Genomic DNA, 20,821 nt, shown 5'->3' with positions numbered 1-20,821 from the left:
CAGGGCACTCAGCGCCCGGCCGTGGGGTCCTTCTCGCCCTCGCGGATGCCCTGGCCGCCGCCCTTGCCGGGCTCGGTCCCCTTGCCCTTGCCCTTGCCCTGGTCCGCGCCCTTCGCCGGGCCGAACTCCTTGTCGATCATCTTCTTGAAGTTGGCCAGCGAGATCTGGTTGTACTGCGCCTGCGTCATCTGCTGCTGCGGGATCTTGTCCATCACCAGCTTCTTGTCGCCGTGCATGAACGTCGGCGTGCCCCGTACGCCCTTGCGGCCGAACAGCGCGGTCATGTCCATCGCCCAGCGGTCGTAGGTGCCCTTCTTGACCGCGTCCTCGAACGCCTTGTTGCCCTTGAGCGCCGGCACTTCGGCGGCCACCTTGAGCAGCGCGGAATCCTTGGCATAGGTGTCCACGGTCTCTTCGGGGTGGTTCTTGGCCGAGTACAGCGCGGTCTTGTACTCGAGGAAGGCGTCCGGGCTGACGTTGAGGGCGGCGCCCAGCGCGCTCAGGGCGTTCTTCGAGCCCTCGCCGCCGGACATGCCGTCGATGAACGAGTACATCGTGTAGCGGACCTTGAACCGGCCCTCCTTGATGTCCTTGATCAGCTCCGCGCCGGTGCTCTGCTCGAATGCCGCACACGCCGGACACCGCACGTCCTCGAAGACCTCCAGCGTCTGCTTCGCCTTCGGGTCGCCTATCAGGATCTCGGTGCCGTTCTTGCCCTGGGTGTGGGCCGGCGGCACGGACTTGGCCTCGGCGGCGGCCTCCCAGCCCTTGGGCGCGGTCAGCTTCATGATGCCGAAGCCGATACCGGCGGCGACGGCCAGGACACCGACCACCGAGGCGCCCACGATGAGCTGCCGCCGCGTCTTCTCCTGCTTCTTCTGCCGCTCGCGCTCGGCGCGGATCCGTTCGCGGGCCGCCGACTTGCTGGCCTGACTGTTGCGATTGCTCATGGGGGGTTCCCGTTCCTCAGGAGGTGATGGCTCGTACGTACCGGTCAGCGGGCTGCCACAGGGGGCGGGCCGCGGCGCAGTACGCAGTGCACGAGGAGGAGGAGCGGGCGGGCCGGGGGCCGGGGGCGCAGCGGGCGCGGCACCCCGCGGCGGGGCCGGCCGGGGCAGGAGCCGTTGGCGGTGCCCCTCAGTGCGTGCAGCAGCGGGCGGAACGCGAAACCGGCGATCGCGCGCAGCAGCCCGTCCAGGGCGGCGTCCCCGCGGTGCAGCCAGGCGGCGGCGAGCAGGCCGACGGCCAGGTGGGCGGCGAGCAGCAGCCAGGGGGAGGCCCCGCCGGTACCGGCGGGGCCCTGGGCGAGGGCGGCCATCCTGGCCAGCGGCAGGCCCAACTCGCCGCCCCGGCACAGCAGATCGACGCCGACCGAGTGCAGCGCCCCGACGACCGGGCCGCCGGCCGGTCCGTAACAGGCGTGCTGGCCGGTGGTGAAGACCGTGTCGGCGGCCAGCTCCAGCGGCACCAGCAGCGCGGCGACCGCCCCGTACCCGCGCTCCCGGCCGGTCAGCGCGTACGCCGCCGCGAAGACACCGGCGCTGACGGCCGCCGGCATGACGGGCGGCAACGGGGCGCGGGAGAGCAGGACATGGGAGGCGGCGGACAGGGTGACGCACAGCGCCGTGAACAGCGCCGCCCGTACCGCCCGAAATCCCCTCCCCTGCATGCCGGGAGTCTGCCATGAGCACGGCAGACTCCCGGGTCAAGATTTGGCATCGGCCGGATGCGTCAGTGCTTGAGTTCCTTGTCCACCATGGAGTTGAACTCCGCCACGCTGGACGGCGCCGCGACGCCCTGGGGGCCCTTCGTACCGATCACGGTGTCGTTGACCTTGAGGGTCGGGGTGCTGGCGACGTCCTTGTGCGAGTTGAACTCGTCGGACATCTCCAGCGCCCACCGGTCGTAGGTGCCGCTCTTGACGGCCTTCTCGAAGGCCGCGTTGCCCTTGAGCGCCGGGACGGTGTTCGCGACCTTGAGCAGGTAGCTGTCCTCGGCGAACTTGTCGGGGCCGCGCTCGTCCGGGTGGAACTGCTTCGAGTACAGCGCGTACTTGTACGTGAGGAAGGCGTCCGGGCTGACGTTGAGGGCGGCGCCCAGTGCGCTCAGCGCGTTCTTCGAGCCGGTGCCCTGGAGGTTGCCGTCGAGGAACGTCCCGAGGTGGTACGCCGCCTTGTACTTGCCGTCCTTGATGTCCTTCTCGACGGTCGCGCCGACGGTCTCCTCGAAGGCGGCGCAGCCGGGGCAGCGCGGGTCCTCGAAGAGGCTGAGGGTGTTCTTGGCGTCCGGCTTGCCGATGACGATGGTGGTGCCGTTGGCGCCGGAGGTGTGCGCGGGCTTGACGAGCTTGGCCTTCGCGGCCTTCACCCACGCCTGGCTGTCGTCCGTGCCGCCGTTGCCGCCGCCGCCCGAGTTGGCGACCGCCAGCCCGATTCCGCCGGCCACCGCCAGCACGCCGACGACCGCGCCGCCGACGATCAGCTGCCGGCGCAGCCGCTCCTTCTTCGCCTGCCGCTCACGCTCGGCGCGCAGCCGCTCACGGGCTGCCTGCTTGTTGGCCTGACTGTTGCGATTGCTCATGACTGTGGTGCTCCGTGGTGATCCGTGGACAGGGGGATGCCTGGGTGCGGTGCTGTCCGAGGGGCGCGCACAGGGCGCGGCCGGGTCTCAGGCAGCGAGCGCGCAGGGCGGTCCACGGCGGACGACGCTGTGCACGAGCAGCGGGACGGCGCGGGCGGGCCGGACGGAGCGCACGGGGGCGGGCAGCGGGCGGCCCGGGGCGGGCCGCGCGCCGATGACCGCGACGGCGATCAGCAGCGGGCGGAAGGCGAGGCCGGCCACCGCGCCGAGCAGCTGCGTCAGCGCGGCCTCGCCGCGGCGCAGCCAGGCCGCCGCCAGCAGCCCGACCAGCAGATGCGCCGCGAGCAGCAGCAGCCACGGCGCGGTGGTCGCGGGGGCGGCGGCGTCCTGGGGCAGCCGAACCAAGGGGGCGCCGACGGAGCCGCCGCCGCAGAGCAGATCGACGCCCAGCGAACGCAGCGGCCCGGTGACCGGACCGCCGCCCTCGCCGTAACAGGTGTGCTGGCCGATGCTGAAGACCGTGTCGGCGGCCAGCTCCAGGGGGAGCAGCAGCGCGGCGATCCGCCAGTAGCCGCGCTCCCGCCCGGCCAGCGCGTAGGCGAGGGTGAAGACGGCGGCCGAGAGCGCGGCGACGGTGGTCAGCGGCAGCGGCATCCGGGACAGCAGCACATGCGACGCCGAGGACAGCGTCACGCACAGCGCCGTGAAGAGCGCTGCGCGCAGTGCCCGCAGGTGTGCCGCAGATATGTCCATTGCTGCGAGTGTGCCATGGTCCGGGCCGGGCGGTGCCCAAGGGGACCCGGACCCACAGGAATCTCAGAAACCTCTCAGAAACCGCCGAGGCGGTCTCCCGGGAGTCTCTTCCGCTCTCCCGGGAGACCTCGTGTGCAATGCCTTACAGGTCCCTTGCAGATCCCCCTGCAGCTCCCGTGCAAGCCCTTGCGGGCCTCTTACGGGCCTCTTACGGGCCTCTTGCGGACCGGGAATCCCTTAAAGGCCGGGGATCCGCCCGTTCCGGAACAGATCCACGAAGATCTGGTGGTCGGCGCGGGCGCGGGCCCCGTAGGAGTGCGCGAAGTCGACCAGGAGCTGGCCGAAGCCGTCCTCGTCGGCCGCGATGGCCGCGTCGATGGCGCGCTCGGTGGAGAACGGCACCAGCGAGTGCCCGCTCTCGTCGTCCGCCGCGGCGTGCATGGTGGCCGTCGCCCGGCCGAGGTCGGCCACCACGGCGGCGATCTCCTCCAGGTCGTCGATGTCCGACCAGTCCAGATCGACCGCGTACGGCGAGATCTCGGCGACCAGCTGGCCCGCGCCGTCCAGCTCGGTCCAGCCCAGCCAGGGGTCGGCGTGGTCCTGGAGGGCGCGCTGCGAGATCACCGTGCGGTGGCCCTCGTGCTGGAAGTAGCCGCGGACCGCCGGCTCGGTGATGTGCCGGGAGACGGCCGGGGTCTGCGCCTGCTTCATGTAGATCACGACGTCGTTCTCCAGGGCGTCGCTGTTGCCCTCCAGCAGGATGTTGTACGAGGGCAGCCCGGCCGAGCCGATGCCGATGCCGCGGCGGCCCACCACGTCCTTGACGCGGTAGGAGTCGGGGCGGTCCAGGCTCGAGTCGGGCAGGGTCTCCAGATAGCCGTCGAAGGCGGCCAGCACCTTGTAGCGGGTCGCCGCGTCCAGCTCGACGCTGCCGCTGCCCGCCGAGAAGCGGCGCTCGAATTCGCGGATCTCCGTCATCGACTCCAGCAGCCCGAACCGGGTCAGCGAGCGGGCGTCGCGCAGCGCGTCCAGCAGCGGGCCCTCGGCGGTGTCCAGGGTGAAGGGCGGGACGTCGTCATCCTTGGCCCCGGAGGCCAGCGCGTGGATGCGCTCGCGGTAGGCGGCGGCGTAGATGCGCACCAGCTCGGTGATCTGCTCGTCGCTGAGCGCCTTGGCGTAGCCGATCAGCGCGACCGAGGCCGCGAACCGCTTGAGGTCCCAGGTGAACGGGCCGACATAGGCCTCGTCGAAGTCATTGACGTTGAAGATCAGCCGGCCCGTGGCGTCCATGTAGGTGCCGAAGTTCTCGGCGTGCAGATCGCCGTGGATCCACACCCGGCCGGTCCGCTCGTCGAGGTAGGGGCCGTTGTCCTTGCCGTCCTCGAGGTCCTTGTAGAACAGGCAGGCCGTGCCGCGGTAGAAGGCGAATGCGGAGGCGGCCATCTTCCGGAATTTGACGCGGAAGGCCGCGGGGTCGGCGGCGAGCAGCTCTCCGAAGGCGGTGTCGAAGACGGCGAGGATGTCCTCGCCGCGCTGAGCGGCGTCCTGGGCCGGGGCGTGCTGGGACGACATCGCTGGGTGCCTCCTGGGGTGCGGGAGATGCAGAAGAGGGGTGACAGGAATCCATGACGGATAACGATCGCGAGGTGACCGCGATTGTTCGTTATGGATCTGCGTGTGACAACGGGTGAGGCTACTCGGGAGTGCCCCGCGGCGGGCACCGGGGAGCCGCGGCACGCACATCGATTGTCGGCGCGGAGTCGTAGACTTCGAGACCGTCCACCCCGTCCCGCGCGACCCGCCCGCCACCCCTGACAGCACTGCGCGCCGCACCGTTCCCCTGGAGGTCCCCCGCCGTGGCCAAGCCGCCGTTCACGCACCTGCACGTCCACACCCAGTACTCGCTGCTGGACGGTGCGGCCCGGCTGAAGGACATGTTCGCCGCGTGCAACGAGATGGGCATGACGCATATCGCCATGTCCGACCACGGCAACCTGCACGGGGCGTACGACTTCTTCCACTCGGCGCAGAAGGCGGGCGTGACACCGATCATCGGCATCGAGGCGTATGTCGCCCCCGAGTCGCGCCGCAACAAGCGCAAGATCCAGTGGGGCCAGCCGCACCAGAAGCGCGACGACGTCTCCGGCTCCGGTGGTTACACCCACAAGACGATCTGGGCGGCGAACAAAACGGGCCTGCACAACCTCTTCAAGCTGTCCTCGGACGCGTACGCCGAGGGCTGGCTGCAGAAGTGGCCGCGCATGGACAAGGAGACGATCTCCCAGTGGAGCGAGGGCCTCATCGCCTCCACCGGCTGCCCCTCCGGTGAGCTGCAGACGCGGCTGCGCCTCGGCCAGTTCGACGAGGCCCTGAAGTCGGCCTCCGAGTATCAGGACATCTTCGGCAAGGACCGCTACTTCCTGGAGCTGATGGACCACGGCATCGAGATCGAGCGCCGGGTCCGCGACGGCCTGCTGGAGATCGGCAAGAAGCTCGGCATCCCGCCGCTGGTGACGAACGACTCGCACTACACCTACGCCCATGAGGCGACCGCGCACGACGCCCTGCTCTGCATCCAGACCGGCAAGAACCTCTCCGACCCGGACCGCTTCCGGTTCGACGGGACGGGCTACTACCTGAAGTCCACGGACGAGATGTACGCCATCGACTCCTCGGACGCCTGGCAGGAGGGCTGCCGCAACACCCTCCTGGTCGCCGAGCAGATCGACACCACCGGCATGTTCGAGAAGCGCGACCTCATGCCGAAGTTCGAGATCCCGGACGGCTTCACCGAGGTCACCTGGTTCCAGGAGGAGGTCCGGGTCGGCATGGGCCGCCGCTACCCGGAGGGTGTCCCCGAGGACCGGCAGAAGCAGGCCGAGTACGAGATGGACATCATCATCCAGATGGGGTTCCCGGGCTACTTCCTCGTCGTCGCCGACTTCATCATGTGGGCCAAGAACAACGGCATCGCGGTGGGCCCGGGCCGAGGTTCGGCGGCCGGTTCGATCGTCGCGTACGCCATGGGCATCACCGACCTCGACCCGATCACGCACGGCCTGATCTTCGAGCGGTTCCTCAACCCCGAGCGTGTCTCCATGCCCGATGTCGACATCGACTTCGACGAGCGCAGGCGCGTCGAAGTGATCAGGTACGTGACGGAGAAGTACGGCGCCGACAAGGTCGCCATGATCGGCACGTACGGCAAGATCAAGGCCAAGAACGCGATCAAGGACTCCGCGCGCGTGCTCGGCTACCCGTACGCGATGGGCGACCGCCTCACCAAGGCGATGCCCGCCGACGTCCTCGGCAAGGGCATCGACCTCTCCGGCATCACCGACCCCAAGCACCCGCGCTACAGCGAGGCGGGCGAGATCCGGGGGATGTACGAGAACGAGCCGGACGTCAAGAAGGTCATCGACACCGCCAAGGGCGTCGAGGGCCTGGTCCGGCAGATGGGCGTGCACGCCGCCGGCGTCATCATGTCCAGCGAGCCGATCGTCGACCACGCCCCGATCTGGGTGCGGCACACCGACGGCGTCACCATCACGCAGTGGGACTACCCGCAGTGCGAGTCGCTCGGCCTGCTGAAGATGGACTTCCTGGGCCTGCGAAACCTGACCATCATGGACGACGCCGTCAAGATGGTGAAGACCAACAAGGGCATCGACCTGGAGATGCTCTCCCTCCCGCTGGACGACCCGAAGACCTTCGAACTGCTCTGCCGCGGTGACACGCTCGGCGTCTTCCAGTTCGACGGCGGCCCGATGCGCTCGCTGCTGCGCCAGATGCAGCCCGACAACTTCGAGGACATTTCCGCCGTCTCGGCCCTCTACCGGCCGGGCCCGATGGGCATGAACTCCCACACGAACTACGCGGAGCGCAAGAACGGCCGCCAGGAGATCACACCGATCCACCCGGAGCTCGAAGAGCCCCTGAAGGAGACGCTCGGCCTGACCTACGGCCTCATCGTGTACCAGGAGCAGGTGCAGAAGGCCGCCCAGATCATCGCCGGGTACTCGCTCGGCGAGGCCGACATCCTGCGCCGCGTGATGGGCAAGAAGAAGCCCGAGGAACTGGCCAAGAACTTCGTCCTGTTCCAGGAGGGCGCGAAGAAGAACGGCTACTCGGACGCGGCGATCCAGGCCCTGTGGGACGTCCTCGTCCCCTTCGCCGGCTACGCCTTCAACAAGGCGCACTCCTCCGCGTACGGCCTGGTCACCTACTGGACCGCCTACCTCAAGGCGAACTACCCGGCCGAGTACATGTCCGCGCTGCTCACCTCGGTCCGCGACGACAAGGACAAGTCCGCGGTCTATCTGAACGAGTGCCGCCGGATGGGCATCAAGGTGCTGCCGCCGAACGTCAACGAGTCCGAGGCCAACTTCGCCGCCCAGGGCGACGACGTGATCCTCTTCGGCCTCACCGCGGTCCGCAACGTCGGCCAGAACGTCGTCGAGGCGATCATCCGCTCCCGCAAGGCCAAGGGGAAGTACTCCTCCTTCCCCGACTACCTCGACAAGGTCGAGGCCGTCGTCTGCAACAAGCGCACCACGGAATCGCTGATCAAGGCCGGCGCCTTCGACGAGATGGGGCACACCCGCAAGGGCCTGACCGCGCAGTACGAGCCGATGATCGACAACGTCGTGCAGGTCAAGCGCAAGGAGGCCGAGGGACAGTTCGACCTGTTCGGCGGGATGGGCGACGCCGCCGCCGACGAAGGCCCCGGCTTCGGTCTCGACGTCGAGTTCTCGGACATCGAATGGGACAAGACCTACCTGCTCGCCCAGGAACGCGAGATGCTCGGCCTCTACGTCTCCGACCACCCGCTCTTCGGGCTGGAGCACGTCCTGAGCGACAAGGCCGACGCCGCCATCGCCCAGCTCACCGGCGGCGACTACTCCGACGGCTCGATCGTCACCATCGGCGGCATCATCTCGGGCCTCCAGCGCAAGATGACCAAGCAGGGCAACGCCTGGGCGATCGCCACCGTCGAGGACCTGGCCGGCTCCATCGACTGCATGTTCTTCCCCGCCACCTACCAGCTGGTGTCCACCCAACTCGTCGAGGACTCCGTGGTGTTCGTCAAGGGCCGCCTCGACAAGCGCGAGGACGTCCCCCGGCTCGTCGCCATGGAGATGATGGTCCCCGACCTCTCGGAGGCGGGCGCCAACGCCCCGGTGACCATCACCATCCCCACCGTGAAGGTCACCCCGCCGATGGTCGAGAAGCTCGGCGAGGTGCTGAGCAGCCACCGCGGCTCGACGGAGGTCCGGATCAAGCTCCAGGGCGCCCGGAAGACCACCGTGCTACGGCTGGACCGCCATCGCGTCACACCCGATCCGTCCCTGTTCGGCGATCTGAAGGTGCTGCTCGGCCCGTCCTGTCTGGCGGGGTGAGCCGGCCGCCGGGGACGGGGACGGGCGGCGGCCCGCCCGCCCGGCCCCGGCGGTGCTCAGGAGAGGCTCTTCGCGAGGGGCCCGCCCTGCGGGCCGGCCCGGCGCTCCTCGGCCTGGGCGTGGATCATGAGGCCGACGAAAATCGCCAGGGGTACGGCCGACGAGCCCGCCGTGCCGAGACCGGGACCGCCCTTGGTGACGGGCTTGGCGACGGGCTTGGTGAGGAAGTCGCCGGCGGTGGCCCCGAGCGGGCGGGTGAGCACGAAGGCGATCCGGAACAGCAGCACATTCGGCACGACCGGCACCCGCCTCAGGGCGAGGAGGCCCGCGAGCGGCCCGCCGACGAGCAGCGCGCCACCCGCGTAGCCGAGTCCGGAGCCGTCCGGGAGGAAAGCCCCCGCGGAGGTGCCGAGCGTGTTCGGGACGAGGATCGCGGCACCGGCGGGGTAGCCCGGTCCCAGGCCCTGCGGACCCCGGCCGAGCGAGGTGGCGCCGCCGGTGAGGTACCGGGCACCGGCGTCACGGTTCATGAAGTCGGACATCGTGGTGCCGGCCATGCTCGTGGACAGGATGACCGTCCAGGAGAAGAACGGGTTGTACCGCTCGACCGCAGCTGGACGACCGGCGTCACCACGACAAGGGGCGCGCCCGCAATCGGGCGCGCCCCTCAACTCAGCGGCGAATCAACTCAGTTGTGACCGAAGCGCCTCTGGTGCTTACGGGCGACATCCGCCGGGCTGCCCTGGGCGTGCTGCGGGGCCTGGGAGATGGCCTCGATGGCCGACTTCTCCGCCGCCTGCTGGCCGCGCTCCGCCGGGCTGCCCTTCTGCTGACTTCGTTCCTTCTTGGACTTGTTCTTCGCCATGGCCGTGCCTCCTGAGGGGGATCCTGGATCGGGGCCGGGACCAGACTTACATGTCGGATGAAAAGCCGCATTTCGGGCAATTACCGTGCGTGATGCGGGACGTGGGACAGGGCGTGCCGCGGGACGCGACCAGGGACGCCCGGCACCCCGCGACGAGACACGAACACCCCTCTCCCGGCACGGACTCACGCCACATGCCCAACATCCCCGCCGAATCCGCCACGCCGATGATCCAGACGGGGCAGATAACCCCCGTACGGTCGGGCAGACTCGAGGGAAAGCCGAAGAGAACTCGTGCCACGGGCCGAGCCGGGGGGCGACCGGACCTCAGCACCTCAGGGAAGAGGGTGGAACGTGGATCGCTGCGTCGTCCTGGTGGACGCCGGATATTTGCTCGGCGCCGCCGCGAGTCTGCTCGCGGGAGAGCCCGCCCGTTCCCGGATCACCGTCGATCACGCCGCCCTCATCCAGGGCCTGCGGCAACGCGCCGAAGCCGATACCGAACGGCCGCTGCTGCGGATCTACTGGTTCGACGGCGCCCCCGACCGCGTCCCGCAGCCCGAGCACCGCAGGCTGCGCGTCATGCCCCGGGTCACCGTCCGACTCGGCGCCCTGACCCGCAGCGACGGCCGCTGGGCACAAAAGGGCGTGGACGCCGCCATGCACGCCGAGCTCACCGAACTCGCCCGCAACCGCGCCTGCTCCGACATCGTCCTGGTCACCGGCGACGGCGACCTCCTGCCCGGCCTGATGTCCGCCAAGGAACACGGCGTCGCCGTCCACCTGTGGGCCGTACAGGCGGCGGACGGCGACTACAACCAGTCCGAGGACCTGGTCGCCGAGGCCGACGAACGGCGGGTGCTGGACCGCGCCTGGATCATCCGGGCGGTGCGCGCCAAGGAGCTCGGCGGGTCCTGCGCGCCGACGCCCGCCCCGCGCCCGGAGATCGCCGCGATCCTCTCCGCCCCGCTGCCCGAATCCGCCGTCGCCGCGGCCGCCGCGGCCGCCGCCGGCCCCGACACCGCCGACCACCCCCACGAACGCAACGGCAGCAACGGCACCGCGCATCCCGCCCCCGACGCCGACCGGGACGGCGCTACCGCCGACGCACCGGGCGCCGGCGCCTCCCGGGTCGTGCCCACCCCCAAGGACCTGGCCGGACTGAGCCGCACCCACGCCCCGGGCACCCCCACCCCCGGGAACGGCAACGGCAACGGCAATGGAAACGGCAACGGCAACGGCAACGGCAACGGCACCGCCGTCCCCGCCCCCTCCGCCACCCTGCGCTGGTCCTCCGACAAGGGCTGGGCCGAGCGCGGCGGCCCCGTGGGCGAACCGTCCGAGACCGCCTCCCTGCCCACCCTGGCCCTGCTCACCAGCGCCGAGCAGCGCTGGGCCGACCGCGAGGAGGACATCACCGCCGTCAGCGGTGACCCCTTCGAGGTGGGCCAGGTCTTCGCCCGCCGCTGGACCGAGCGGCTCTCCGAGACCGCCCACCTCCAGCAGCTCTCGACGGAATACCCGCGCATCCCGCACCGCATCGACGGTGAACTGCTGCGCTACGCCGCCCGGTTCGGCCTGCTGGCCCACAAGGACGACCAGATCGACGAGCACGACCGCTATGCGATCCGGGCCGGCTTCTGGCGCGAGGTCGACGCCCGCACCGCCGCCGAGCATGCACCGGTCGCCGACTGAGGGCGCGCCCCGAGTGCCCCGCGGCCCGGGGCCCGCGCCGGGCCGCGTACCCTCGTAGCTCGTGAGGACGGGCGCAAAACAGGCGGAGCGCGGCGGCACGGCGTGCGTCGTACAGGACCTGGTCAAGACCTACCCCGCGGTGCGCGGGCGTCGCGGGGCGGACCGGGCGCCCGCCGTACGGGCCAGCGACGGCATCAGCCTGGAGGTACGGCGCGGGGAGATCTTCGGGCTGCTCGGCCCCAACGGAGCCGGCAAGTCCACCCTGGTGCGCCAGCTGACCGGACTGCTCCGCCCGGACTCCGGCCGGATCTTCGTCCTCGGCCACGACCTGGTACGCCACCCCGAGCGCGCCGCCCGGCTGCTGGCCTACCTCGGCCAGGAATCGCCCGCCCTGGACGAGATGACCGTCGCGCTCGCCGTGGAGACCACCGGGCGGCTGCGCGGACTGGACCTGCGCCGGGCGCGCGCCGAGCGCGACGCGCTGATCACCGAGCTGGACCTCGCCGACATCGCCGCGCGTCCCCTGAAGAAACTCTCCGGCGGGCAGCGCCGGCTGGCCTGCTTCGCGACCGTACTGATCGGCGAGCGCCCGCTGCTGGTGCTGGACGAGCCGACCACCGGCATGGACCCGCTCGCCCGCCGCGCCGTCTGGGCCGCGGTGGACCGCCGCCGCGCCGAGCGCGGCGCCACCGTCCTGCTGGTCACCCACAACGTCCTGGAGGCCGAGAGCGTGCTGGACCGGGTCGCGGTGATCGACCGGGGCCGGGTCATCGCCTGCGATTCGCCCGGCGGCCTCAAGGAGCGCGTGGCGGAGGAGGTGCGGCTGGAGCTGGTGTGGCGGGACCGGCCGCCCCTCGACGTCCCCGAGGTCGCCGCCCTGCGGCCCGCCGCCCAGGTCTCCGGCCGCCGCTGGACCCTCCGGCTCCCGGCCGCCGAGGCCCGCGCCGCGGTCTCGGCCGTCACCACCGGCCCGGCCTTCGCCGCCCTCGACGACTTCACCTTCGCCACGCCGAGCCTGGAGGACGTCTATCTCTCACTCGGCGGGCGCGCGGAAGGACTGGTCAAGGCGTGAAACGGCCGATGACGACGGGAGCGGCCACGCAGGCCGCCGGCGGGACGACGTACCGCGGGGGCAGCGACGAAGGCCGGGTGAGGGCGTGAGTGTGGTTCCCACGCAGGCCGTGCCCGGGGCATCCCCGGGCACCGGCACGTGGCCCGAGGACGAGGCGCCCGCCCCGCTGGCGCCGCGCGCCCGGATGCTCCCCGCGCTCGGCGCCGTCTACCGCGCCCAGCTCTCCCGCGCCCGGGTCGCCCGGATCCCGCTGCTGTTCGTCGCCACCTTCCAGTCCGTCGGCATCATGATCATGATGCGTGGGGTGGTCGACGGCGGCACCGCGGCCCGGTCCGTGGTCTCCGGCGCGAGCGTGCTGGTCGTGGCCTTCGTGGCGCTGAACCTGCTCGCCCAGTACTTCGGCCAGCTACGGGCGAGCGGCGGCCTCGACCACTACGCGACGCTGCCGGTGCCGCCGGCCGCCGTGGTGCTGGGCGCGGCCGCCGCCTACGCCTCCTTCACCGTGCCCGGCGCCGTCGTCACCGCGCTCGCCGGCGGCCTCCTCTTCCAGCTGCCGATGGCCCATCTGTGGGTGCTGGCCGCCGTCATCCCGCTGTCCGGAGCGGCGCTCTCCGGCCTCGGTGCCGCCTGCGGACTGCTCGCCCCGCGCCAGGAAATCGCCACGCTCTGCGGCCAGTTGGGCATGTCGGCGGCGCTGCTGCTCGGCGTCCTGCCGCCCGACGGCATGCCCCCGGTGGTCGGCTGGGCCCGCGATCTGCTGCCCTCGACGTACGGGGTGGAGGCGCTGACCCGGAGCTACGCGGCCCGCCCCGACTGGCCGGCCGTCGGCGCCGACCTCGGCGTCTGCGCCGCCGTCGGCGTCCTCTCGCTGGCCGTCGCGACCTGGGCATACCGCCGCGCCGCGGCCCGATGACGGACACGGCCGGCCCTCATGGGCGTCCCTCTTCCCGCCCCACCACGCCGACCTGGCACGATGACAGGGTGACCGCACCGCTGACGCCACGCGACAACCAACCGCCCGACGAACCGCAGCACGACCGGCAGGGGAGCGACGGGCCGGACAACCCCTGGGCCGCGCCCGCCGCCCACCACGGGGCCACCGCCGTCGACGCCGGCCCCGGACTCGTCCGTGAACTGCGCGAGGCCGCGGTGATCGCGCTCCTTGTCGCCGTGTGCGGCCTGCTGCTCGGCGTCCTGTGGAACTGGCTCGCCCCGCACACCCCGCTGATCTCCGACACCAAGGCCGTCTACCTCAAGAACACCGAGGGCGAGGAGGCGATCGGCGCGGACGGCACCTTTGTGCTGCTGGCCCTCGGCTTCGGGCTGCTCACCGCGGCGGTGGTCTTCCGCTTCCGCCGGCGTGGCGGAATCCCGCTGGTGGTGGCGCTGGCCCTCGGCGGGCTGCTCGGCGCCGTGCTGGGCTGGCAGACCGGGATGTGGCTGGGACCCACCGCCGATGTCGCCGTCCACGCCCGGCAGGTCGGGCCCGGCGTCACCTTCGACGGTCCGCTGCAGCTGGGCGCCAAGGGCGCGCTGCTGGCCTGGCCGGTCGCGGCGATGCTGGCCCAGCTCGCGCTGAGCGGCCTGTTCGGCCCGCGCGACCCGGAGCCGCCGCACCCGGACTGGTCCGCTCACTACGCGCAGGGGCCCGAGCGGCACGAGCACGAGCAGCACGAGCACGAGCACGAGCGGCATGAGCACGAGCCCGAGCGGAATGAGCAGGAGCACGGCCGGCACGGGCAGGGGCCTGCGGGCTCCTAGGGGGCGGGGGAACAGATCCCCTAAGGGTCGCGAGGGCCCCCTGCGGGGCCACAACGCGGCGGGGCCGGGGAGGTATTCCCGAGTGCCGCCGCGGCGGGCGGGCCCTGTGAGCCGGCCGACGAGCCGACCGGTAAGCCGACCGGTTGGCCGACCGGTGAGCCGGCCACTCGACGAAGCCGGTCGGCCAGTCGGTCAGCCCGCCGGTCGGCCGGCCCGCCGGTCCGCGGCCGGCCGGCGCGCTACGCCGGCTTTCGCCCGTGGTTGGCGCGGTGCTTGCGGATGCGCCATTTGCGCTTGCGGGTCCGTTTCGACATGGCGGGTCTCCTCCCCGGTCCGGTCGACCGCTCTCCCGGTCGTAGTAGCCGAGGAGGAGACGGCCGTAAAGGCTTACGGACCGGGTGTACGGCTCTTATCGGCCACGCCGCCGGACCGCGGTCACCCGCGGGCGATCGGCGCGAGCAGCGCCCCGGTGAGCGCCACCAGGTCCCCGGGCGCCAGCTCGACCTCCAGGCCGCGCCGCCCCGCCGAGACACAGACCGTGGCCCGGCCCTCGGCCGACGCGTCCACGACCGTCCGCAGCCGCTTGCGCTGCCCGAGCGGAGAGATCCCGCCCAGGACGTACCCCGTACTGCGCTCGGCCGCGGCCGGATCCGCCATCGCGGCGCGCTTGCCGCCCACCGCGGCCGCCAGCGCCTTGAGATCCAGCGAGCCGGACACCGGCACCACGGCCACTGTCAGGGTGCCGTCGACCTCCGCGAGCAGCGTCTTGAACACCTGCTCCGGCGCGACCCCGAGCGCCTCGGCGGCCTCCTCGCCGTACGAGGCGACGGCCGGGTCGTGCGCGTAGGAGTGCGTGGTGAAGGCGACGCCGGCCTCGGTGAGGGCGACCGTCGCGGGGGTTCCGGCGGACTTCTTGGACTTCTTCGCCAACGTCTTCGTGCCTCGCGTCAGTTCGGGCTGGTCGGCTGCCGCGTCAGATCCACCGCCGGCAGCGACGGGAGCTTACCGAGCAGCGCCGACTCCTGGCGCAGTAGCGTCAGCTCCTGGGTCAGGCGGGCCGCGGTGTCCGGGGCCTCCAGCAGCCGCTGCTTGGCGGGCACGTCCAGCACCGCCGCCGCGGCGACCAGGTACGACAGCACCGAAGGGTCGGCCGGCAGGTCCTGGCCGCTCGACAGGGTCCGCTCGTTCGCCCAGGCCAGCCGCTTCTGATAGGTGCGGAAGGCCCGTACGACGCCCGAGGCGAGCGCGCCCGCACCCTCGCCGTGGTCCTCGTCCAGCTCGTCCGTCTCGGCCGTCAGATACGGCCCGGAGGCGTCCACCGACCGCAGCCGGAAGCGGGTGGTGCCGGTGGCCAGCACCTCGTAGCCGGTGTCGTCGTCGGACGACTTGGCGCGGATGGTGGCCGCGTCCGCGATGCAGCCCACCGTGTGGAACGCCTGCATCGGATCGTCGCCGAAGCCCGCCGCGGGCCCCTCGGCGGTCGGCAGCGTGGCGTCCGGCATGCCCTGTGCGGTGGGCGCGACCTCGCGGCCGTCCCGGATGGCGATCACCGCGAAGCGGCGCTCGTCCTCGGGCCGGTCGGCCAGGTCGCGCATCAGCGCTCGGTACCGCGCCTCGAAGACGTTCAGCGGGAGAACGAGTCCCGGGAACAGCACCGAGTTGAGCGGGAAGAGCGGCAGGCGCACGGAGGTCACAGCGGGTAAGCCTAGAGCCTGTGGCCGGCCGGGCCATCACCCCGGGGGCGCATTGGCACGCCCCGGCCGGGAGGCGAAAGCATTCCCCGACCACCGGGCGGAGCCACCAACGGCTCCTGCCCCGGCCCACCCGCCGTACGGGATCATTGCCGTCGCAGCAGCCGCGACGCGCCCGCCGCCACCGTCGTCGCCAGCACCCAGCCCGCCAGGATCAGCACCGCCGCCGCCCACTGCGCCCCGCCGCCCGGCTTCCAGGCCGCGCCCTGGTTGAGGTCGATCACCGGCAGCAGCAGGTCGAGGGCGTAGAGATACGGATTCCACGGCGGGGTCTCGCCCGCCTTGAGCGGCGGCGGCGGATTCTCCGAGAAATAGACCGTGCCGATCGCCCACAGGATCGCCATCCACACCGCGGCCCGCCCCGGGCGGTAGCCGTACGCCACCGTCCAGTCCTGCAGCACGCCCCACGTCTTCGCCGCCAGCGGCAGCGTCTCCCGGCGGCGCCGCTGCTTGGCCAGCAGTACCTCCCGGGCGTCGGCGTCCTCACCGCTGGCGCGCAGTGAGGCCGCCAGCATCTCGTACGGCTCGGGCGCGTACTCGGGCGTCGCCGCGGCCACCCACTGCAGCCGCAGCGCCAGCGGGAAGTGGCCGCGCGGGATCAGCGTCTCGTAGGCGAAGCCGGCCATCCACAGCCCGCCCAGGCCCGGCCAGCTCGCCGACTTGTCGACGAGATTGACGACCCGGGCGCCGGAGAGGATCACCCGGCCGCGCTGCGGGCGCTCGCACAGGAACCGCAGTTCGGGCGTCTGGATGCGGCGCAGCGACAGCTCCTGGTCGGACTCCATCAGGAACCGGGCGTGCTCGATGTCGACCGCGTCGCCGAACCGCCCGTCGTCCAGCCGCATCCCGCCCTCGCACTCGAAGCGCTGCATCCGCGTGCCGCGGGAGGGGGTGTGGCCGATGCCGTACGGGGGAGTGGCGCCGCTGGAGAACGGGGAGTTCGCCAGGCCCGCGGCGGTCAGATGGAGGGTGCGTTCGACGGTCAGCTGGGGGGCGTTCAGCGCCCGGCGGCCGAACGGGTTGCTCAGCCGGCTGCCGCGCAGGCTCAGCGACACCCCGATGGTGGCGCCGCGCAGCGACAGCTCGCCGTAGGACTCCATCATCTCGGCCTGCAGGTCCTGGGCGACGGTCAGCCCGTCGGCCATGATCGAGCGGCCCTGGCGGTCCTTGTGCGCCACCACCTGATTGAGCATCAGGTCCGTGCCGATGTGTGCGTCCGTGAGCCGGATGCCGTTCTGCACCACGCAGCGCGGCAGATGCAGATCACCCTCGGTCTGCAGCCGGGCGGCCTCCAGCCGGGGTATCGCGCAGTTCACCAGCCGCAGCGTGGTGAACCGGCTCTCCGGCAGTACCACCTCGGCCTCGAAGCGGCAGTCCCGCAGCTCCACGAATGGCTTGATCGTGCCGCCCGCAAGGTCGAGAGTGTCCGTGATGTACGCACCGGTGAGCTTGAGCGCGGAGACCCGCCCCGGCTGCGCCACCGGCCCCTCCAGGAGCAGCAGCGCCACCACGCGGGCCCGCACCCGCCGCTCGGGGCCCCACAGATGCTGTCCGTGCGGATCGTCGCGGGCCGGATCGCCGATGTGCAGATCGCAGGTGCTGCCGTTGCGGAAGGCCTGCCACATGCTCCACTCCGCAGAGGTCAGCTGCAGGTCGGCGGGCGCGTCGCCGTCGCCGGGCTCGGTCACGTGTGTCCCCCTTTCTTTGCCCCCGTACATCCCGTGTTGCCGTACGCCTGTACGGACCCCTTGCCCGCTGGGTGATCGGTTGAACACGCGCGGTGAGGTCCAACTCCGGTCAACTTCACACGGCCGGTACCAGCCGGTCGCACGGGCGTCCGGCCCCTGCCTGGCTGTGTATCACTGAGTGATACGGGCGGCCGGGCCCGAGATCGGGTCTGAGACACTGGGAGGGTGATCTCCCGAATCGATCTGCGCGGTGACGCCCTCCCCGAGGGCGGCGCCCTGCGCGACCTGCTGCCCCGTGCCGAGTTCGACGTGGAAGCCGCCCTGGAGAAGGTGCGGCCCATCTGCGAGGACGTACGCCATCGCGGCACCGCGGCGCTGATCGACTACGCGCGGCGGTTCGACGGCGTCGAGATCGAGCGGGTACGCGTCCCCGCCGAGGAGCTCACCAAGGCCCTCGACGAGCTGGACCCGGCCGTCCGCGCCGCCCTGGAGGAGTCCATCCGGCGCGCCCGGACCGTCCACCGCGCGCAGCGCCGCACCGACCACACCACCAAGGTCGTCCCCGGCGGCACGGTCACCGAACGCTGGGTGCCGGTCGAGCGCGTGGGCCTCTACGTCCCCGGTGGCCGCTCGGTCTACCCCTCGTCCGTCGTCATGAACGTCGTCCCCGCCCAGGAGGCCGGCGTCGCCTCCCTCGCCGTCACCTCCCCGCCCCAGGCGGAATTCGGCGGCCTGCCGCACCCCACCATCCTCGCCACCTGCGCCCTGCTCGGCGTCGACGAGGTCTACGCGGCCGGCGGCGCCCAGGCCATCGCGATGTTCGCCTACGGCACCCCGGAGTGCCCGCCCGCCAACCTCGTCACCGGCCCCGGCAACATCTACGTCGCCGCCGCCAAGCGCCTGCTCAAGGGCCGTATCGGCATCGACGCCGAGGCCGGGCCCACCGAGATCGCCATCCTCGCCGACGACACCGCCGACCCGGCGCACGTCGCCGCCGACCTGATCAGCCAGGCCGAGCACGACCCGATGGCCGCCGCCGTCCTGGTCACCGACTCCGTCGAGCTGGCCGAGGCGACCGAGAAGGAACTGGCCCCGCAGATCGCGGCCACCAGGCACGTCGAGGACCGGATCAACCCGGCGCTCTCCGGCCGGCAGTCCGCCATCGTCCTCGTCGACGGCATCGACGAGGGCCTGCGGGTCGTCGACGCCTACGGCGCCGAGCACCTCGAGATCCAGACCGCCGACGCCTCCGCCGTCGCCGCCCGGGTCCGCAACGCCGGCGCGATCTTCGTCGGCCCCTACGCCCCCGTCTCCCTCGGCGACTACTGCGCAGGCTCGAACCACGTCCTGCCCACCGGCGGCTGCGCCTGCCACTCCTCCGGGCTGTCCGTGCAGTCCTTCCTGCGCGGCATCCACGTCGTGGACTACACCCGCGACGCGCTGGCCGAGGTCGCCCACCACGTGGTGACCCTCGCCGAGGCCGAGGACCTTCCGGCGCACGGCGCGGCGATCAAGGCACGGTTCGACTGGAAGGTCCCGCAGAGCAAGTGAGTCAGCACGTGACCAGGATCGACGACCTCCCCATCCGGGACGAACTGCGCGGCAAGTCGCCCTACGGCGCCCCGCAGCTGGACGTCCCCGTACGCCTGAACACCAACGAGAACCCCTACCCGCTCCCCGAACCGCTGGTCCGGCGGATCGCCGAGCGGGTGACCGAGGCCGCCCGGCAGCTCAACCGCTACCCCGACCGGGACGCGGTCGAGCTGCGCACCGAGCTGGCCCGCTACCTCTCCCGTACCGCCCGTCACGAGGTCACCAAGGAGCAGGTCTGGGCCGCCAACGGCTCCAACGAGGTCATCCAGCAGCTGCTGCAGACCTTCGGCGGCCCCGGGCGCACGGCCATCGGCTTCGAGCCCTCGTACTCCATGCACGCGCTGATCGCGCGGGGTACGGGCACGGGCTGGATCTCCGGCCCGCGCCACGACGACTTCACCATCGACGTGCCGGCGGCGAAGGCGGCCATCGCCGAGCACCGCCCCGACGTCGTCTTCATCACCACCCCCAACAACCCCACCGGCAACGCCGTCCCGGCCGAAGCGGTCCTCGCCCTGTACGACGCGGCCCAGGCGGCCCGGCCGTCGCTGGTCGTGGTCGACGAGGCGTACATCGAGTTCAGCCACGGCGATTCGCTGCTGTCGCTGCTCGACGGACGGCCGCATCTGGTCATCTCGCGCACGATGTCGAAGGCGTTCGGCGCGGCCGGGCTGCGCCTGGGCTACCTCGCCGCCGACCCGGCGGTCGTCGACGCCGTGCAGCTCGTACGGCTGCCCTACCACCTCTCGGCCGTCACCCAGGCCACCGCGCTCGCCGCGCTGGAGCACACCGACACGCTGCTCAAGTACGTCGACCAGCTCAAGCAGGAACGCGACAGGCTGGTGAACGAACTGCGCGCGATCGGCTACGACGTGACGCAGTCGGACGCCAACTTCGTCCAGTTCGGCCGCTTCGACGACGCGCACGTGGCATGGCAGAAGATCCTCGACCGGGGCGTCCTGGTCCGGGACAACGGCGTACCGGGATGGCTGCGGGTCACCGCCGGCACCCCGGCGGAAAACGACGCGTTTCTCGACGCGGTCCGTGAACTGAAGAAGGAGCAGAGCGCATGAACCGCGTCGGACGCGTGGAGCGCACGACCAAGGAGACCACCGTCCTCGTCGAGATCGACCTCGACGGCACCGGACAGGTCGATGTCTCGACCGGGGTCGGCTTCTACGACCACATGCTCGACCAGCTCGGCCGGCACGGTCTGTTCGACCTCAAGGTCAAGACCGACGGCGATCTGCACATCGACACCCACCACACCATCGAGGACACCGCCCTCGCCCTGGGCGCCGCCTTCAAGCAGGCCCTCGGCGACAAGGTCGGCATCTACCGCTTCGGCAACTGCACCGTCCCGCTGGACGAGTCGCTCGCCCAGGTCACCGTCGACCTCTCCGGCCGCCCGTACCTGATCCACACCGAGCCGGAAAACATCGCGCCGATGATCGGCAGCTATGACACGACGATGACCCGGCACATCTTCGAGTCGTTCGTCGCCCAGGCCCAGATCGCGCTGCACATCCACGTCCCCTACGGCCGCAACGCCCACCACATCGTGGAGTGCCAGTTCAAGGCGCTGGCCCGCGCGCTGCGCTACGCCAGCGAGCGCGACCCCCGCGCGGCCGGCATCCTCCCCTCCACCAAGGGAGCCCTGTAGC

At 71.6% G+C, this 20,821-nt stretch carries 18 protein-coding genes; 8 read left to right on the top strand and 10 right to left on the bottom strand.

Annotated features, from left to right (window positions below; genetic code table 11):
• Window positions 1-8: 8 nt before the first annotated feature.
• The 5 genes from AC5677_RS10555 to AC5677_RS10535 form a co-directional block, all read right to left on the bottom strand.
• On the bottom strand, window positions 9-950 hold the full coding sequence (locus AC5677_RS10555; RefSeq protein WP_497194759.1) for a thioredoxin domain-containing protein: 942 nt from the start codon (window positions 948-950) through the stop codon (window positions 9-11).
• A 44-nt stretch (window positions 951-994) separates the two neighbouring features.
• Window positions 995-1,669, bottom strand: a complete 675-nt coding sequence (locus tag AC5677_RS10550) for a hypothetical protein (protein WP_497194758.1) — start codon at window positions 1,667-1,669, stop codon at window positions 995-997.
• A 62-nt stretch (window positions 1,670-1,731) separates the two neighbouring features.
• Window positions 1,732-2,580: a thioredoxin domain-containing protein gene (locus AC5677_RS10545; RefSeq protein ID WP_497194757.1), complete on the bottom strand. Its 849-nt coding sequence runs from the start codon at window positions 2,578-2,580 to the stop codon at window positions 1,732-1,734.
• Between the two features lie 87 nt (window positions 2,581-2,667).
• Complete coding sequence (locus tag AC5677_RS10540; RefSeq protein WP_497194756.1) at window positions 2,668-3,333, bottom strand: hypothetical protein; 666 nt, start codon at window positions 3,331-3,333, stop codon at window positions 2,668-2,670.
• 237 nt (window positions 3,334-3,570) lie between these two features.
• Window positions 3,571-4,905, bottom strand: coding sequence for a DUF2252 domain-containing protein (locus AC5677_RS10535; RefSeq protein WP_497194755.1), 1,335 nt, complete (start codon window positions 4,903-4,905; stop codon window positions 3,571-3,573).
• A 284-nt stretch (window positions 4,906-5,189) separates the two neighbouring features.
• Between AC5677_RS10535 and dnaE the strand changes: the two genes are divergently transcribed.
• Window positions 5,190-8,732 carry a DNA polymerase III subunit alpha gene (dnaE, locus tag AC5677_RS10530; protein WP_497194754.1) on the top strand — a complete coding sequence of 1,181 codons (3,543 nt, stop codon included), beginning with the start codon at window positions 5,190-5,192 and terminating at the stop codon, window positions 8,730-8,732.
• Window positions 8,733-8,788: 56 nt separating this feature from the next.
• On the opposite strand, the gene AC5677_RS10525 is transcribed toward dnaE, so the two are convergent.
• Together AC5677_RS10525 and AC5677_RS10520 are read right to left on the bottom strand one after the other, a co-directional pair.
• Window positions 8,789-9,289: a COG4705 family protein gene (locus AC5677_RS10525; RefSeq protein ID WP_497194753.1), complete on the bottom strand. Its 501-nt coding sequence runs from the start codon at window positions 9,287-9,289 to the stop codon at window positions 8,789-8,791.
• 131 nt (window positions 9,290-9,420) lie between these two features.
• Entirely contained in the window at window positions 9,421-9,597 is a 177-nt protein-coding gene (locus AC5677_RS10520) for a hypothetical protein (RefSeq protein ID WP_497194752.1), read from the bottom strand.
• A gap of 354 nt (window positions 9,598-9,951) precedes the next feature.
• Between AC5677_RS10520 and AC5677_RS10515 the strand changes: the two genes are divergently transcribed.
• The 4 genes from AC5677_RS10515 to AC5677_RS10500 all read left to right on the top strand — a co-directional run bounded on the left by AC5677_RS10515 (window position 9,952) and on the right by AC5677_RS10500 (window position 14,125).
• Window positions 9,952-11,292 carry an NYN domain-containing protein gene (locus AC5677_RS10515; RefSeq protein ID WP_497194751.1) on the top strand — a complete coding sequence of 447 codons (1,341 nt, stop codon included), beginning with the start codon at window positions 9,952-9,954 and terminating at the stop codon, window positions 11,290-11,292.
• A 61-nt stretch (window positions 11,293-11,353) separates the two neighbouring features.
• Window positions 11,354-12,364, top strand: a complete 1,011-nt coding sequence (locus AC5677_RS10510; RefSeq protein WP_497194750.1) for an ABC transporter ATP-binding protein — start codon at window positions 11,354-11,356, stop codon at window positions 12,362-12,364.
• Between the two features lie 91 nt (window positions 12,365-12,455).
• Complete coding sequence (locus AC5677_RS10505) at window positions 12,456-13,277, top strand: ABC transporter permease (protein WP_497196576.1); 822 nt, start codon at window positions 12,456-12,458, stop codon at window positions 13,275-13,277.
• Between the two features lie 68 nt (window positions 13,278-13,345).
• Window positions 13,346-14,125, top strand: coding sequence for an ABC transporter permease (locus tag AC5677_RS10500; RefSeq protein ID WP_497194749.1), 780 nt, complete (start codon window positions 13,346-13,348; stop codon window positions 14,123-14,125).
• Window positions 14,126-14,560: 435 nt separating this feature from the next.
• On the opposite strand, the gene ybaK is transcribed toward AC5677_RS10500, so the two are convergent.
• From ybaK to AC5677_RS10485, 3 genes are all read right to left on the bottom strand, one after another.
• Window positions 14,561-15,055, bottom strand: a complete 495-nt coding sequence (gene ybaK / locus AC5677_RS10495; protein WP_497194748.1) for a Cys-tRNA(Pro) deacylase — start codon at window positions 15,053-15,055, stop codon at window positions 14,561-14,563.
• Between the two features lie 17 nt (window positions 15,056-15,072).
• Complete coding sequence (locus tag AC5677_RS10490) at window positions 15,073-15,819, bottom strand: LON peptidase substrate-binding domain-containing protein (protein ID WP_497194747.1); 747 nt, start codon at window positions 15,817-15,819, stop codon at window positions 15,073-15,075.
• Window positions 15,820-15,962: 143 nt separating this feature from the next.
• Window positions 15,963-17,594, bottom strand: a complete 1,632-nt coding sequence (locus tag AC5677_RS10485) for an oxidoreductase (RefSeq protein WP_497194746.1) — start codon at window positions 17,592-17,594, stop codon at window positions 15,963-15,965.
• Window positions 17,595-17,789: 195 nt separating this feature from the next.
• Between AC5677_RS10485 and hisD the strand changes: the two genes are divergently transcribed.
• Genes hisD through hisB form a run of 3 tightly spaced genes read left to right on the top strand, consistent with a single transcriptional unit; the run spans window position 17,790 to window position 20,820 of the window.
• Window positions 17,790-19,115, top strand: coding sequence for a histidinol dehydrogenase (hisD, locus tag AC5677_RS10480; RefSeq protein WP_497194745.1), 1,326 nt, complete (start codon window positions 17,790-17,792; stop codon window positions 19,113-19,115).
• 8 nt (window positions 19,116-19,123) lie between these two features.
• A complete protein-coding gene (locus AC5677_RS10475; protein ID WP_497196575.1) occupies window positions 19,124-20,230 on the top strand; it encodes a histidinol-phosphate transaminase in 1,107 nt (368 codons plus the stop codon).
• Window positions 20,227-20,820: an imidazoleglycerol-phosphate dehydratase HisB gene (gene hisB, locus AC5677_RS10470; RefSeq protein WP_403835125.1), complete on the top strand. Its 594-nt coding sequence runs from the start codon at window positions 20,227-20,229 to the stop codon at window positions 20,818-20,820. Before AC5677_RS10475 ends, hisB begins: the two co-directional genes overlap by 4 nt.
• Window position 20,821 lies beyond the last annotated feature (1 nt).

It is taken from the genome of Streptomyces sp. JLSY215, from assembly GCF_059682825.1.
This window is presented reverse-complemented; position numbering and strand designations above follow the sequence as displayed.

Excerpts from the sequence above, each read along its gene's own strand:
- AC5677_RS10555 (WP_497194759.1), bottom strand. The coding sequence starts at position 950 with ATGAGCAATCGCAACAGTCAGGCCAGCAAGTCGGCGGCCCGCGAACGG.
- AC5677_RS10550 (WP_497194758.1), bottom strand. The coding sequence starts at position 1,669 with ATGCAGGGGAGGGGATTTCGGGCGGTACGGGCGGCGCTGTTCACGGCG.
- AC5677_RS10545 (WP_497194757.1), bottom strand. The coding sequence starts at position 2,580 with ATGAGCAATCGCAACAGTCAGGCCAACAAGCAGGCAGCCCGTGAGCGG.
- AC5677_RS10540 (WP_497194756.1), bottom strand. The coding sequence starts at position 3,333 with ATGGACATATCTGCGGCACACCTGCGGGCACTGCGCGCAGCGCTCTTC.
- AC5677_RS10535 (WP_497194755.1), bottom strand. The coding sequence starts at position 4,905 with ATGTCGTCCCAGCACGCCCCGGCCCAGGACGCCGCTCAGCGCGGCGAG.
- AC5677_RS10525 (WP_497194753.1), bottom strand. The coding sequence starts at position 9,289 with ATGGCCGGCACCACGATGTCCGACTTCATGAACCGTGACGCCGGTGCC.
- AC5677_RS10520 (WP_497194752.1), bottom strand. The coding sequence starts at position 9,597 with ATGGCGAAGAACAAGTCCAAGAAGGAACGAAGTCAGCAGAAGGGCAGC.
- AC5677_RS10485 (WP_497194746.1), bottom strand. The coding sequence starts at position 17,594 with ATGTACGGGGGCAAAGAAAGGGGGACACACGTGACCGAGCCCGGCGAC.
- hisB (WP_403835125.1), top strand. The coding sequence starts at position 20,227 with ATGAACCGCGTCGGACGCGTGGAGCGCACGACCAAGGAGACCACCGTC.